Genomic DNA, 13,895 nt, shown 5'->3' on the forward strand with positions numbered 1-13,895 from the left:
CAACTAAACTACTCCACGTAGGGAAATGAGCTTACAGCGCGGAAGAAGATTCTTTATTCACCTTACGTGTACACCTTACCCGGGGAACTGCTGAATTGTAGGCGAAGACTAGGTAAGCCTCTCCGAAGACTACCTTAAATCGCTCCGCACGGGCATCTTTAAGCTTGACGATGTGGTCAATGCAAAGTACTGCGTACCTACCGGTCGGCTCACCAATTCGAAGTGGGTAGAGGAGATTGCCGAAAGATTACGGGGGCGTCTGGCTTTTGCTGCTCAGGCGATGGATGAACACGACCCCCAGCGCATCGACCTGGAAACCGCCTTTGCGGCCGCACTTGAGCCACCGACAACCTACGAGCCCGTCAGCTGGCTCGACTTTGGATACACCCTATTTAACCAGCCCCGCCTCTGAAATTTCGTGGGCGGGGCCGCGGGTGCGAAGCGAATCCTTTAGAGCAATGCCAACTGACATGCAACTTGTACTGAACACTCACGGTCTAAGTCTTAAAGTTAAGGACGGATTGTTCCGGGTAAGCCACGAGGACGAGGTGCGTGACATCAGCCCCGAGCAGTTGAGCAGCATTTCCGTTACCAGCCCGTGTCTGCTTTCTTCCGCCGCTATCCGGCTGGCGGCGGAGAGCGAAGTACCCATATACTTTTTTGATCGTTTCGGTGATGCGGATGCCTGTCTCCGCAGCCCCTACTTCGAGAGCCTGGCTACCCTACGACGGAAGCAGGTTTACTTTAGCGATAGCAAGGCGGGGACGGCCTGGGTGATCCGCCAATTCGGACTTAAAACGGCGGGTCAGTTAGAGAATCTTAAGTACCTGGCTAACCGCAGGCGGAAAAGGGAGGAAGAATTGCATGCTGCAATCAAATGGATCGATGATCGTCTTAAAGTGCTTCAGCATGAACACGACGGCCCGCCAACCGATGCTTGGTCGGCCTCGATCATGGGATGGGAGGGAAATACCGCCCGCATATACTGGGGGGAAGTGGGACAAGCGGTACCGGAAGCCTGGCAATTTTCCGGTCGATCCCGCCGGCCAGCCCTGGATGCTTACAATGCACTTACAAACTACTTCTACGGTATGCTTTACGCAACCGTTGAACGCGCCCTTTTTAATGCCGGTCTCGATCCCCACCTGGGTGTGTTGCACGCCGATGAGTACGACCGACCCACGCTGGCATATGACCTCATCGAGCCATTCCGTCCCTGGGTCGACCGCTTTATCCTGGAGCAATTGTTTGTTCAAAAGCTACTTGCTGACGTAGTCGAGCCGAAAGACGCTGGCTTCTGGCTGAACTCAACGGCAAAGCGAACACTCATCCCGGCCTTCAACGAATGGATGCGAACGCCCCGCCGGTGGGAGGGTAGACAAATGAGCCGTGACGCTCATATATTTCGCCACGCCGCTGGGCTGGCTCGCTTGATCGATTTGATCGAAAAACGTCCCGTGTAATGCAAACCCACCTGATCAGCTACGATATTTCCGACAACAACCTGCGCCTGAAAGCGGCTAAATTTATCCTGCGGGCCGGCGGTTACCGTATCCAGCATTCCGTATTCATGGGCACCTTTTCAAAATCTATTCTACTGAAACTAGAAGAAGAACTACTGCTGATTAGCAACCTGCCCCGGTGGACGCCCGACGACAGTCTTCTCCTGCTTCCCCTCCATGAATACAGCAAAAGGGAGCTATCCATCATTGGTAAAGTACCTGAAGATTGGGGGCTCATCAACCGAGAAATTCATACTTTAGTACTATAAACGAAAGGGCTATAAAATTTGGAACGCTTCCCAGACGAGTTGTCAACAAGTTTTGCTCACGTAAACTGCTGTATGTCAGCACTATACGAAACTAACGGGTAGGAGTCATGCGTGCCACGAAAGGGCACTGCGACGTCTGAAAATGACAGTATTTGTCCTGTACCGGCGGGGTAGGAGTCATGCGTGCCACGAAAGGGCACTGCGACAAAAAGTATAAAATCTAGATTCATTCTATCGTAGTAGGAGTCATGCGTGCCACGAAAGGGCACTGCGACACACGCTAAATTCGTCACCCTCCAAGTTTACCGTAGGAGTCATGCGTGCCACGAAAGGGCACTGCGACCAGTAGTAGTGTCGGTGCCCTCTTCTTCGCACTCGAAGTAGGAGTCATGCGTGCCACGAAAGGGCACTGCGACAACAATCCCTCGCCATAATTGAAGCGATTGCTGCGTAGGACTCATGCGTGCCACGAAAGGGCACTGCGACGTAAATTCGAGGTACCCCCGACCGACGTTAAATACGTGTAGGACTCATGCGTGCCACGAAAGGGCACTGCGACTTTGTTGCGCAAACTCCCAGATCGTCCAGAAGGTAGGACTCATGCGTGCCACGAAAGGGCACTGCGACCAACCAGCACCAGAGCAATGAGGGTGCTCATCAGTAGGAGTCATGCGTGCCACGAAAGGGCACTGCGACAATCTTGTTCGCTTTGTGAAGCGCCCAAAAAAAGTAGGAGTCATGCGTGCCACGAAAGGGCACTGCGACAAACAGAAGATAATTAGCTCCGCCTTTGTCATTGTAGGAGTCATGCGTGCCACGAAAGGGCACTGCGACACTTCCAATTCGACCTTAGGGCCGGTGGAATAGTGGTAGGAGTCATGCGTGCCACGAAAGGGCACTGCGACGATCTTCGGTGAGATTCACATTCGCAAGATCTCCAAGTAGGAGTCATGCGTGCCACGAAAGGGCACTGCGACATATAGTCGGTGACCTCACGATGATGAACCTCAAGTAGGACTCATGCGTGCCACGAAAGGGCACTGCGACTTAGCTTCCCTTAGAGCATTCTCAGCATCTTGTAGTAGGAGTCATGCGTGCCACGAAAGGGCACTGCGACACGATAAAGCTGAAAACGGCACCCGAGAAGGTTGTAGGAGTCATGCGTGCCACGAAAGGGCACTGCGACGTTTCGCTTCCGCCGATTGCGGTGGCATTAACGGTAGGAGTCATGCGTGCCACGAAAGGGCACTGCGACCTAAACGCCACGCAAGCAGTTCGGAAATACCGAGTAGGACTCATGCGTGCCACGAAAGGGCACTGCGACTTAATTTCATTATGTCGGAATTTAAAAAGTGGTAGGACTCATGCGTGCCATGAAAGGGCACTGCGACAAGCTTCAATTCTGAGTTTGGCCAGCTCTTGCGGTAGGACTCATGCGTGCCACGACCGCCGCAGGCAGCTGCGCAGCAAAAGGGCACTGCGACACGTCCTGCAGCTCTCCATAAGCTTGCAAAGTTCGCGTAGGACTCATGCGTGCCACGACCGCCGCAGGCAGCTGCGCAGCAAAAGGGCATTGCGACTGTTATATACCTCCTCGGGCTTTTCGCAGCTAATAGGTAGGAGTCATGCGTGCCACGACCGCCGCAGGCAGCTGCGCAGCAAACGGGCACTGCGACATGTAGTTGTACTGGTCGTAATGTTGATCGAAGTAGTAAGACTCATGCGTGCCACGACCGCCGCAGGCAGCTGCGCAGCAAACGGGCACTGCGACAAGAATGCTCCTTCCTTGGCGTTGAACTTATAGTTGTAGGAGCCCTGCGTGCCGCGAATGGGCGCTATCATGTTTCTCAATAAATCCAGTGCAGCACCTCGCTAATTGTTTCCAGCACGGAGATTCATTGATTATTGAGCGGGTTTAGATGGCGAGGTGTACTGGCTCCAGCGGGGCCATCCTTAGGCAACGAGGCTGTGAAGGGGGCATCTCCGACGGCTCTCGCAACAACTCGCGATCAATTCGGCGACGGGGTTTTCGTTGCTGCGCGTATGGATATCGGAGCTTTTGATGAAGACAGAGAGGGATTGTTGGTGCTGAAAATCGCTCCTTTATAGCGCTGTCGGAGACAGCTTCGTACATCGCTGCCGGAGGCAGCATCGTACTATCGCCCCGATAGCTATCGGGGGAGCCAGCATCGTACTGCGCGGCCTGAGGCCGCTTTTTACTTTGTTTCGAAGGGCATGGCGACTGGTTTGCCGAATTTTAGGTCGGTGAAGTCGATCTGCATGCCAGCCATGCCTTCGCTGCCGCCGTCGACGACGATGGTGCGGGAGCGGGGGAAGGTCTGGGTGAGGCCGTCCGCAGTAGCGTAGTCGGCGTTGGTGACGGTGAGGGTGCGGTCCTGGCCGAGCTCCTGGAGCTCCATGGTGAGGGGGCGGTAGGTAAGGGGATCGATGCGGTAATCGGTGGCGAAGTCGCGGCTGCGGCCGGTGAGGCGGATGGCGTTGTCGGCGCGGTCGACGGCGAGGTCGTCGGTGAGGAAGACGGCGTTGCCGAAGAAGATCTCCTGGAGTAAATCGAAGCGGGCGGGGATTTTGTACTTCTCCTCGATATAGCTGAGGGGCTCGGCGATGTACTCGTTCTCCAGGCGATTGTAGAGGAAGAAGGAATCCGGCCGAATCAGCGCCCGCGCACCCTCGAAACCGAACTTCTTGACGCTCATCCAGATCGCTTCGTCGCGGTGAATGCGGATGTAAGCGGTGCCGCCAATATTGAGTTTCTCGCTCTCCAGGTCGACCTTAGCTTTGGCATCCAGCCACTCGGCGGTGGTGCGGTTGTCGTCGATGGTACGTAGAACCTGGGCCAGGCGAAGTTTACCGGTCGGTACGTTGGCATTGTTGCCGGGCCCGGCCACTTTGCGGTTGCAGTTGGCGAGCAGGAGTACGGCCAGGAGGGCCAGTAGAGTTAAACGCATACGGGGATTAGCTTTTTAGCCGGGAGATCTTCTCGGGCAGGGTAGGGGATTTACTGCCGGCGGCCCGGGCCCTGGCGTACAGCGCGGCGGCCGTTTCCTTGTCGCCAGCTTTGCTGCTCAGGTCGCCCATCAGTTCGAGAAGGAGGGCATTGGTGTTGTCGGGGTTGTCTGCGGCGGAAAGTATGGAAGCATCCGGCGAATTTTGCTGTTGCAGGTAGAAGGAGAGGGGACCGTCGTTCCCCCCGGGGAGACGGTCCATGTTCACCTCGGCGCTGGCGGCGGGATCTTCCAGCAAAGCGATCGCCGCGGTAATTTCCTGCAGGGCGGCGGCGGATTCGGGGCTTCCACTCACCATCAATTGCGCCTGCTGCAGCAAACTGTTAGCGGCACCGAAGTCTCCCCGAAAGGCCTCACCCAGTGCGTAATGCACATAGATCGATGGCCGGTTCGGAAAAATATCGAGCGCCTCCTCTCCATATTTCCGGAGGTCGGCCATTTGGTTACTCAGGTAGAGGCTACCCATAAGTTGTTCCCAGACGGGGTAGACGGTATCGTCCAGTTTAAGCGTAGTTCGGTAAGCGGCGGCGGCTTCACCGGGACGATCGGAGTGAAAATAAAGGTCACCCTCAATAGCCGTAGCTTTCGCCTCATCGGGATGCACGCGCTGTAGCTCGGCTACGAGGGGAAGCAGGCGGTCGGCAAGCGCCCGGTCCTGGGTGGTAGCAACCTGCTGGATTTGCGGCAACAACTTGCCGATCTTCAGATCGAGGTCAACGTCGGTACGGCCCAGCAGCGTCATTAGCTCGGTATCGTCCGAATTATTGGTCCGCGGCGCGGCATCCTGCAGTGCCAGTTGGGCGCGCACGTCACTGGGTTCAAGGCGCAGAATTTCTTGGTATGCCTCCCGCGCTTTCTTATCGTCGTTCTGACTGGAATAGTAGCCGGCCAGCAAATGACGGAAACCAATATGATCGGGATAGGCGTCGACTAAGTTTGTCAGTTCGCGCTCGGCCCGCTTAAGATCGCCGGTACCCAGGTAAAGGGCATGCTTGCGCCGGATTACCTCGGGATTCACCCCGATTCGCTCCTCCAGTTCGTCGTAAGTCTTGATGGCCCCTTTGATGTCCTGATCGCGTACGAGAAAGGCGGCGCGCTCCAGGTAGTTCTCCGTTTCGGCGGGGTTGACCCTGATCCGCTCGGCGTAGAGTTCGGCTCCATCGCGGTAGCGTCCCGCAGACTGATACAGCTCCGCAAGAAAAGCCACATATACGTCATTGGGTCGAATAGCGTAGGCGGACCTGAGTGCTTCGATCGCCCCCACCGTATTCCCCGCCGCGTATTCCAGCCTTCCCAGCTCGAAGAGGGCCGGATCGTTCTTCGGTTCTACCTCCAGGATCATACGGAACTTGGCGATGGCCTCGTCGGTCTTGCCCAGCAGTGCTTCCTGTTTTGCTTCGATGAACTGGCCCTCCAGCCCCACCTGCTTTTCACTGACCTCGCCCTGGGCACCGAGGGAGTTCAGTAAACTCACGAAAGCAAGGAGAAGGAGATTGCGCATGGTGTCGTAGAAAGTAAGCTAACGGTATAATAACGCCGTCGGTTCCAAACTAGTGCGGACACCCCTCACCCCCCCTTAATCCTTCACCCCTTCATTCCCTCACTACCTCAATCCTTCCTTCCCTTACTCCACTACCGTAATCTTCAGCATATTCAGCATACCCCGCTTCTCCAGCGGCATACTACCGGTATTGAGGATCATGTCGCCCTCCTGTACGTGGTTGTTCTTTTTGAGAATGTTGGTGACGTCCTCGACAGTTTCGTCCGTGCTGCGGAACCGGTCGTAGTGGTAGCACCGCACCCCCCAGCAGAGGTTGAGGGTGTTGAGGATCTCGGGCAGGTCGCTAAAGATGTAGATCTTGGAGCTGGGCCGGAAGCTGCTGAGCTTAAAGGCAGTGTAGCCGGTGCGGGTCATGCCGGTGATGGCGCGTGCGCCCACGTTCTGGGCGGCCCAGGCGGCGGCGGAGGTCACTACGTCGCTGATGAAGGTACCGCTCTTGGAGTTCGACTTGGGACGCTTGGGACCGATCTCGTAGATCTTCTCCGCCTCCTCGATGATGCTGTTCATCCACTTGACTACGAGGGCTGGGTGGCGACCTACGCTGGTCTCCCCGCTAAGCATCACGGCGTCGGTACCGTCGAGTACGGCGTTGGCTACGTCGGTCACTTCGGCGCGGGTGGGACCGGGGTTGGTGATCATGGAGTCCATCATCTGGGTCGCGACGATCACCGGGCGGGCCCGCTGGATGCACTTCTTGATGATCTCCTTCTGGATGATGGGCAAGCGTTCCATGGGCATCTCGATGCCGAGGTCACCGCGAGCCACCATGATGGCATTGGAGTGCTTGATGATCTTGTCGATGTTCTCGATCGCCTCCGGCTTTTCGATCTTGGAGATGATCTTGGCCTGGTGGCCGGCCCGATCGATATGGGAACGTAGCTCCTTACAGTCCTGGGCCTGGCGCACGAAGCTCAGGGCGATCCAGTTGATCTCGGGAATAGTAAGGATGTACTGTAAGTCTTCGAGGTCCTTTTCCGTGAGACTAGGCAGGCTGATCTTGGTATTGGGTAGGTTGACTCCCTTGTTGGACTTAAGGGTCCCGGCGTACAGCGCCTTGAGCTTTACGGTATCCTTTGCGTTGGTGTCAACTACTTCGAATACGAGGGTGCCGTCGTCGACAAGTACGCGTTCACCAACGGTTACGTCCTGGGCGAACTGGGGGTAGCTCATGTACACCCGTTCGGCGTTGCCGATGCACTCGGTGTTGGTGAAGGTGACGATCTGTCCGGCTTCGAGCTCGAGTCCGTCGCCCTCCATTTTGCCGACGCGGAGTTTCGGTCCCTGAAGGTCGGCCAGGAGGCTGACGTGCGTCCCCTTCTCCTTGTTGATCCGGACGACGAGGTCCACGACCTTCTTGTGATCTTCGTGGCTGCCGTGACTGAAATTGAGGCGGAAGACATCCACGCCGGCTTCAACCAGACCGAGCAGGCCCTCGTAAGAATTACAGGCTGGGCCTACGGTGGCAACGATCTTGGTATTCTGATGGTCTGTCATGGGAGATAGCTGACTAGATAGTTAGTGTAAGAAATACAATAATACGCAAAGGTAGGGATTTACCTGCTTCGCTGGTAGAGTGCCTCGCTAGCGATCTTTAGCGACCGATTCGCATGACTCCTCAGGAGGGTGTCGTTTAGCAAGGTCATTGCTCCTGCGTCCCCGCCCGCCTTGCTTTCCGCACGAAAGAGGGGGAAGATGCGGTTGTGGCTGTATACGTTAAAGGAAACGGCCAGCAGTTGCCCGTCGCGCGTCTGGATGCCGGCGGCATTGCCCCAGCTGCGGTGGAGGACCTGGTACATGAGGCGCTGCATGGCGTGGTACTTCCACTCGTTGTCGACGGACTTGCCGTGTACGGACAGCCAAAAGTCAGCATAGGCTTCCGGCTTGAGGGCGGGTACGGGTAGGAGATCGGCACGCTCGGCCCGGGCCAGTTGCTCGTAGTAAGTAGATGGGAAGTCGTCAGTGATCTCCTCGTAGGACTTGTTCAAAAACAGCGCATCCCCTACGGCGGTGGTTACTTCAAACCGCCCCGCATTTTTCGGCACCGATGCGGGTTCGACCGTGAGCCCCCCGCCGCGGTACTCCTCCGGAACGGCGTCCCAGAAGGCCTGAATGCGTTTTGGGCTGAGCGGTTTGACGCTGTACACGGCCAGATCGGGCACCAGCACGGGTTGGGTGAGTTGGGTACGACCGATCCAGTTGGTGGTGCGGGGCAGGGGCATGGCGGAGACGTAATTGTCGCCCTCCACCAGCAGGTCCCACTCCTTGGCGGTGGCATTGAGGTACCAGTCGTAGCCGTAGAGGCTGCCGTTCGTAGCGAAGTGTACGCAGCTGTTGTAGAGCTGCTTATCGATTTCGGCCTGGGGAATAAAGCGGATGTCCATGCGGTTCAGAACCGGATCCGGCGCAAAAAGGTCGCCCCAGGGTGGCTGCTTACTTCAATTTTGACAACTTTTCGGCCGTAAGGGAGGATTCCGGATTCTTCTGCAGTGCCACTTCGAAGTTCTTCATGGCGTGGTAGTCGTTGCCGGCGTTGCTGTAGGCATCGGCCAGGCTGTCGTAGGTGTTGTAGGAATTCGGGTAGTTTTCGCAGTTGGTCTTCAGGACGAATACGGCCTCCTCCTCCATGCCCTCGTTCATTAGTTCGTAACCCAGTGCGTTCATCTGGAATTCCCGGAACGCGTAGCCTTCGGGATTGTCGCGCTTCAGTCCGGTGTACCATGCCTTGGTAGCTTCCAGCCCCTGTTCAGTGAGCATATCGCGCAGTTTATCGTGTCCGTACTTTACCGGTGGGCCGATCTTCTCGACCGTCAGCTTGAAGGTGGCCACGCCGCCGCCATTATTCCGGCGCTGCGCGTAGCTCTGAGCTGCCTCCGGAACGGTGACCTGCACGATGCCGCCCTCCCCGACCATCATGGCGGCCGTATTCCAGATTCGGTCGTAGGGATCGCTGCCTACGCAATCCTGCCAGTTTTCGCCCAGATCGGCGGTCTGGAAAAGGGTTTTACCGGAAGCATCCATGGCCTTTCCCGACCAGGTGATTTCCTGTCCGCGCATGGCCTTCGGTCCGGTACCTTCCTTAAGTACGGTGTAGGTGACGGCCTCGCTTGTCGGGGGCGTGGTCTCCGTCTTAAGTTCCCAGATTTCGGAGCGGGTCATTGTTCTCAATTCGTTGATTCGCTGGACCATCTTATTCAGGTCCTTTCCGGGATGCACTTTTGCGGCGGTGGCGTTAAATTCCTGGTTGTAGGCTTCCAGGTGGGCCCAGTCCTCGAAGGCATCGACGGTTACGAAGTTGGCGCCGAAGTCCGTTCCGCCGGGTAACATGCGCCGGACTACGAGCCAGTTTTGCATCCTGCCCTGCTTCAGGTGTTCCTGCATGATCGGCTTGGCCACTTCAGTTTCCATGGCCAAATAATCGCTCTCCATCGCCGGGGGCACGAGCATGTAGTTGACGGAAATGATTTGGCTCCGGGTGCCGGCGCCATCGGCGGCCGGTGGGGCTAACGTGCCCTCCAGGGTGTAGGTTTCGACGCTTACTACGTCAGAAACTTCATCCACCCGCCCCCAGAATCGCTCGGGGGTGGTGTGGGGAAAGGTCTCTGCGATCACCTCGTTTTGCCCGCTGGGCGGAAGATTGAGGTCGGTCAGGTTGGAGAACACGTCCACGGACACGTATTCGAAGTCCGACTGTTCACCGGAGGGCGACTGGACCTGGTAAAGGGCGTGCCAGAGTTGTTTGCCGCTGTTGACGCGGGACTGGAAGAACGGAAGCATCATGGTCCGCTCCACCGCCATGAGGTTGCCCTCGGGGTTCTTCAGTTTGGTTACCTGATAGTAGGTCGTACCGGTGTTTGTCTCGTTCTGTGCGAGTGCCGGAGTACCGAACAGGAGGATGGCTAATAGGAATAGTATTGCGTTTTTCATCGCGTGAATCGATTTAAGAGTGTGTGTGAATGGGGGGAATAGCCCTATAATATACGAGTTGTTACACGTACATACACATCTCGAAAATCTCCATGTGGCCTTAACCGGTGAAGACCGCCCTCATATCACTATAGTGCCGCGTACACCCGCCGCACGAATTCCCCGATCTCATTAGGTTCCAGCCAACGGGTCACGATGACCAGGTCTCGCTCCTCATCGATGACAATGAAGTTGCCCCCGAAGCCGGCGGCGTAGTACACGTGGTCGGGCACCCCTTCCCAGCTGCGGTCGCCGGCGTTGAGCCACCACATGTAGCCGTAGCTGGCGTTGGCGGGGGTGGGGGTGCGGATCATATCGACCCAGCTTTCGGAGATCAACTGGCGATCGTTCCATTTGCCGCGACGGGCGAACAGCAGTCCGAGGCGGGCGTGATCCTCGGTGTTGATGAACAGCCCTCCGCCGTGGTGGCCGCCGCCGCTGACCGACTGCATGTGCAGTCCGTCCAGGTCTACCCAACTGTCGTCGTAACCGTGCCAGCGCCAGGTGGTGGTGGCTCCGATGGGATCCATGATGCGTTCTTTCAGCACTTGGGGGAGTGGGCGTCGCCATACCTGGAGCAGGGAATAAGCGAGCACGTTCACGCGCACGTCGTTGTACTTGAAAAAACTGCCGGGGGTGTGCAGTTCGCGGTTCTTCCAGCCGTCGTAGGTGCCAGCGGGGTCGGGGCGGTCGGTCCAGTCATCGAGGCCGAAGAGGGTACCCGACCAGTCGGACGTTTGGTGCAGCAGGTGTTCCCAGGTGATGCCGCCGTTGTGGTCGCCGGAGAAGGTGCCGTCCCAAACGTAGCGGGCCACCGTATCCGTTACCGCTCCGATGAGCCCGTCGTCGAGGGCCAGTCCGGCGGTGGTCGACAGGTAACTCTTCGTCACGCTGAAGGTCATGTCCACCCGCTTCGTATCGCCCCAGCTGGCCACCACGTAGCCGTCCTTCAGGATCATTCCTGCGGGTGCGCCGCGTTCCTTCGTGGGTCCGCGCAGGGTGTGACCGGGTTCGCGGCTGAAGGACTCCAGGATGGCCAGCCGCAGGTCGCGGGCGCCGGAGTACTCGTGGTCAAGCGCAAATTGTACGGCGGAATCCAGGGCAGGCGCGTCGAATCCGGCTTCCGTGGCGGGGCGTTCCGTCCATTCCGTCGCATTTGGGAAGTACTGGGCGGGTACGGTGGTCACGGGTGCAGGGTCCTGTGACCAACCGTTAGTGCAGAGTAAAATCAGTAAAGCGAGCAACGTTGGTTTCATGCCGGGAAGATAGCAGTTTGCCCCTCCAAGGGTGAGGCTTTCTAAGCCGACGCTGTACCGCCGAGGTTGAGGCTTTCTAAGCCGACCCTGTACTGCTCTCCGTACTTCCCGCTTTTCAGGGTCGCCTTAGAAAGGCTCATCCTTGGAACCTCCGAGCCGATCCGACACTGCTCGCCCGCCAGGGTTACCCAGTACGGGCACGTTCTTTCATCTCTACCTTTGACGGACAGGCATTTATGTCACTCGCATGCACCAGAATAAATGCCAATAATTGTAGGTTTTCCACCATTGCATTGCACCTGCGGCCCCGCCCTGCCTTGTTTTCCACGGAATTTTGTGGACAACGGTTGGAGTTTTCCACATACGTGCATAGGTTTTCCACATTGTGGATAAAATGGCAAAAGATGTTAATTTATTGATTATCAGCATTTTAACAAATGTTTTCCACACAGTGTGGATAAATAGGGTTTAAAACCAACCAACACCGCCCCTATCTTGGCACTTATACGGGGGAAAACAACAAATTGGTTGTAACACCCGGAGCTCCGGCTTGCTGATACCACTTAGGCTAAGGCGGCGCCCTTCAAAGCGGGTGCCGCCCTAGTTAACTGACCACAAAAACGTACGGTTGTCACCGCTTTTCCCCATCCTCCACACCGGAAAGGGGACACGCCGCCGTCGCGCATTAAATAACCTAACCGCAGTGTCCCGATAGCATCGGAGCTGCCTCACTCAAATTTGCCATGACCGCCAATCTCGAACCCATCCTGGTTGAAAATCCCAACCGCTTCGTCCTTTTCCCGATCCAGCACGACGACATCTGGCGCTACTACAAGGACAACGAAGCCTGCTTTTGGACGGCCGAGGAGATCGACCTCAGCGCCGACCTCAACGACTGGAACAACAAGCTCACCGACAACGAGCGCTACTTCATTAAGCACGTCCTGGCCTTTTTTGCCGCCTCCGACGGCATCGTGAACGAGAACCTGGCCGAGAACTTCGTGGCCGAAGTACAGTACACGGAAGCAAAGTTCTTCTACGGCTTCCAGATCATGATGGAGAACATCCACTCCGAAACCTACAGCCTGCTGATCGACACCTACATCAGCGACGGGGCCGAGAAAGACCACCTATTCAACGCGATCGAAACCATGCCCTGCGTGCAGAAGAAGGCCGAGTGGGCCCTGCGCTGGATCGACAACGGCAGCTTCGCCGAACGCATCGTCGCCTTCGCCGCCGTGGAGGGTATTTTCTTCAGCGGCTCGTTCTGTTCCATCTTCTGGCTCAAGAAGCGCGGCCTGATGCCCGGACTGACCTTCAGCAACGAACTAATTAGCCGCGACGAGGGCATGCATTGCGACTTCGCCTGTCTGCTTTACAACGACCACATTGTCAACAAGCTGGACGAAGGCGTGGTCACCGGCATTATCAAGGACGCGGTGGCGATCGAGAAGGAATTCGTCAGCGACTCACTGCCCGTCAACCTCATCGGCATGAACTCCGACATGATGTGCCAGTACATCGAGTACGTCGCCGACCGCCTGCTCGTCGAGCTTGGCCAGGAAAAGGTCTGGAACGCCGAAAACCCCTTCCCCTGGATGGACATGATCAACCTGCAGGGCAAAACCAACTTCTTCGAGAAGCGGGTAGGGGAGTACCAGAAGGCTGGCGTGACTTCGGAGCGGGATAAGCAGGTGTTTTCGCTGGATGAGGACTTTTAGGATGTGCGATATGCGATTCCTGATATACGATGTATGAGGTGGCTGCCGCAGGAACTGAAGTGCGATATGCGATTCCGGATATGCGATATATGAGGTGGCTGCCGCAGGAACTGAGATGCGATACGCGAATTTTGATACTTGATATGCGAGGTGGCTGCCGCACGAGGAAGCTCGCTTCGCTCGTCAAAGGGTTAAATAAGTTTTGAGGTATGGCTTTGCCTAATTCTAAGTCTGAACAACTTGAGCAACGGCTCATAGACTTTGCGGTCCGTATCGTACATCTTTCCGGTGATCTGCCGAGCAACTTTGCCGGCGCGCATTTTGGCAAGCAGATGTTGCGCTCGGGTAGCGCTCCGGCATTACTGTACGGAGAAGCACGGGGGGCAGAATCGGACAGAGATTTTCGCCATAAGTGTAGTATCGCGCTAAAAGAACTTCGGGAAACGTACATCAACCTTAAAATCATTAGACAATCGGGTCTCTACCCAGCCGAACGTCTGGCAAACGTGCTAGACGAAAATAATCAACTCATTAGCATTTTCGTCCGCACCGTAAGGACCATGGAAGCTAAAATCAAAAAACCAACCTGATCACGTA

11 protein-coding genes and 1 CRISPR repeat array are annotated in these 13,895 nt (G+C 56.5%); of the genes, 5 read left to right on the forward strand and 6 right to left on the reverse strand.

All coding sequences use genetic code 11. The features are described 5' to 3' along the window. Window positions 1-172 precede the first annotated feature (172 nt). From GGR28_RS11745 to cas2, 3 genes are read left to right on the forward strand one after another with little or no spacing between them, the layout of a single operon-like run. Window positions 173-412 (forward strand): hypothetical protein, encoded by a 240-nt coding sequence (locus GGR28_RS11745; protein ID WP_183495996.1) that lies wholly within the window; start codon window positions 173-175, stop codon window positions 410-412. Between the two features lie 58 nt (window positions 413-470). Beyond that, a complete protein-coding gene (gene cas1, locus GGR28_RS11750; protein ID WP_183495997.1) occupies window positions 471-1,463 on the forward strand; it encodes a CRISPR-associated endonuclease Cas1 in 993 nt (330 codons plus the stop codon). Continuing rightward, window positions 1,463-1,771 (forward strand): CRISPR-associated endonuclease Cas2, encoded by a 309-nt coding sequence (cas2, locus tag GGR28_RS11755; protein ID WP_183495998.1) that lies wholly within the window; start codon window positions 1,463-1,465, stop codon window positions 1,769-1,771. Before cas1 ends, cas2 begins: the two co-directional genes overlap by 1 nt. Window positions 1,772-1,869: 98 nt before the next feature. Next, a CRISPR array of direct repeats spans window positions 1,870-3,162; the repeat unit is 36 nt; unit sequence GTAGGAGTCATGCGTGCCACGAAAGGGCACTGCGAC. A gap of 825 nt (window positions 3,163-3,987) precedes the next feature. On the opposite strand, the gene GGR28_RS11760 is transcribed toward cas2, so the two are convergent. From GGR28_RS11760 to GGR28_RS11785, 6 genes are all read right to left on the reverse strand, one after another. Continuing rightward, window positions 3,988-4,740 (reverse strand): DUF4292 domain-containing protein, encoded by a 753-nt coding sequence (locus GGR28_RS11760; RefSeq protein ID WP_183495999.1) that lies wholly within the window; start codon window positions 4,738-4,740, stop codon window positions 3,988-3,990. Window positions 4,741-4,747: 7 nt separating this feature from the next. Then, window positions 4,748-6,298 carry a tetratricopeptide repeat protein gene (locus tag GGR28_RS11765; RefSeq protein ID WP_183496000.1) on the reverse strand — a complete coding sequence of 517 codons (1,551 nt, stop codon included), beginning with the start codon at window positions 6,296-6,298 and terminating at the stop codon, window positions 4,748-4,750. A 123-nt stretch (window positions 6,299-6,421) separates the two neighbouring features. Further along, complete coding sequence (pyk, locus tag GGR28_RS11770) at window positions 6,422-7,852, reverse strand: pyruvate kinase (RefSeq protein ID WP_183496001.1); 1,431 nt, start codon at window positions 7,850-7,852, stop codon at window positions 6,422-6,424. Window positions 7,853-7,911: 59 nt separating this feature from the next. After that, window positions 7,912-8,739: a hypothetical protein gene (locus tag GGR28_RS11775; protein WP_183496002.1), complete on the reverse strand. Its 828-nt coding sequence runs from the start codon at window positions 8,737-8,739 to the stop codon at window positions 7,912-7,914. Window positions 8,740-8,788: 49 nt separating this feature from the next. Beyond that, window positions 8,789-10,282 (reverse strand): tetratricopeptide repeat protein, encoded by a 1,494-nt coding sequence (locus GGR28_RS11780; RefSeq protein WP_183496003.1) that lies wholly within the window; start codon window positions 10,280-10,282, stop codon window positions 8,789-8,791. A 128-nt stretch (window positions 10,283-10,410) separates the two neighbouring features. Next, window positions 10,411-11,577, reverse strand: coding sequence for a serine hydrolase domain-containing protein (locus GGR28_RS11785; RefSeq protein WP_183496004.1), 1,167 nt, complete (start codon window positions 11,575-11,577; stop codon window positions 10,411-10,413). A 743-nt stretch (window positions 11,578-12,320) separates the two neighbouring features. Here GGR28_RS11785 and GGR28_RS11790 point away from each other — a divergent pair. Together GGR28_RS11790 and GGR28_RS11795 are read left to right on the forward strand one after the other, a co-directional pair. Beyond that, window positions 12,321-13,298 (forward strand): ribonucleotide-diphosphate reductase subunit beta, encoded by a 978-nt coding sequence (locus GGR28_RS11790; protein WP_183496005.1) that lies wholly within the window; start codon window positions 12,321-12,323, stop codon window positions 13,296-13,298. A gap of 209 nt (window positions 13,299-13,507) precedes the next feature. Continuing rightward, window positions 13,508-13,888 carry a four helix bundle protein gene (locus GGR28_RS11795; protein ID WP_183496006.1) on the forward strand — a complete coding sequence of 127 codons (381 nt, stop codon included), beginning with the start codon at window positions 13,508-13,510 and terminating at the stop codon, window positions 13,886-13,888. The last annotated feature ends 7 nt before the right edge of the window (window positions 13,889-13,895 follow it).

The organism is Neolewinella aquimaris (assembly GCF_014197245.1).
Classification (GTDB): domain Bacteria; phylum Bacteroidota; class Bacteroidia; order Chitinophagales; family Saprospiraceae; genus Neolewinella; species Neolewinella aquimaris.

Bases quoted from the DNA above. Each gene is read 5' to 3' on its own strand.
- cas1 (WP_183495997.1), top strand. From the start codon at position 471: ATGCAACTTGTACTGAACACTCACGGTCTAAGTCTTAAAGTTAAGGAC.
- cas2 (WP_183495998.1), top strand. From the start codon at position 1,463: ATGCAAACCCACCTGATCAGCTACGATATTTCCGACAACAACCTGCGC.
- GGR28_RS11760 (WP_183495999.1), bottom strand. From the start codon at position 4,740: ATGCGTTTAACTCTACTGGCCCTCCTGGCCGTACTCCTGCTCGCCAAC.
- GGR28_RS11765 (WP_183496000.1), bottom strand. From the start codon at position 6,298: ATGCGCAATCTCCTTCTCCTTGCTTTCGTGAGTTTACTGAACTCCCTC.
- pyk (WP_183496001.1), bottom strand. From the start codon at position 7,852: ATGACAGACCATCAGAATACCAAGATCGTTGCCACCGTAGGCCCAGCC.
- GGR28_RS11775 (WP_183496002.1), bottom strand. From the start codon at position 8,739: ATGGACATCCGCTTTATTCCCCAGGCCGAAATCGATAAGCAGCTCTAC.
- GGR28_RS11780 (WP_183496003.1), bottom strand. From the start codon at position 10,282: ATGAAAAACGCAATACTATTCCTATTAGCCATCCTCCTGTTCGGTACT.
- GGR28_RS11785 (WP_183496004.1), bottom strand. From the start codon at position 11,577: ATGAAACCAACGTTGCTCGCTTTACTGATTTTACTCTGCACTAACGGT.
- GGR28_RS11790 (WP_183496005.1), top strand. From the start codon at position 12,321: ATGACCGCCAATCTCGAACCCATCCTGGTTGAAAATCCCAACCGCTTC.
- GGR28_RS11795 (WP_183496006.1), top strand. From the start codon at position 13,508: ATGGCTTTGCCTAATTCTAAGTCTGAACAACTTGAGCAACGGCTCATA.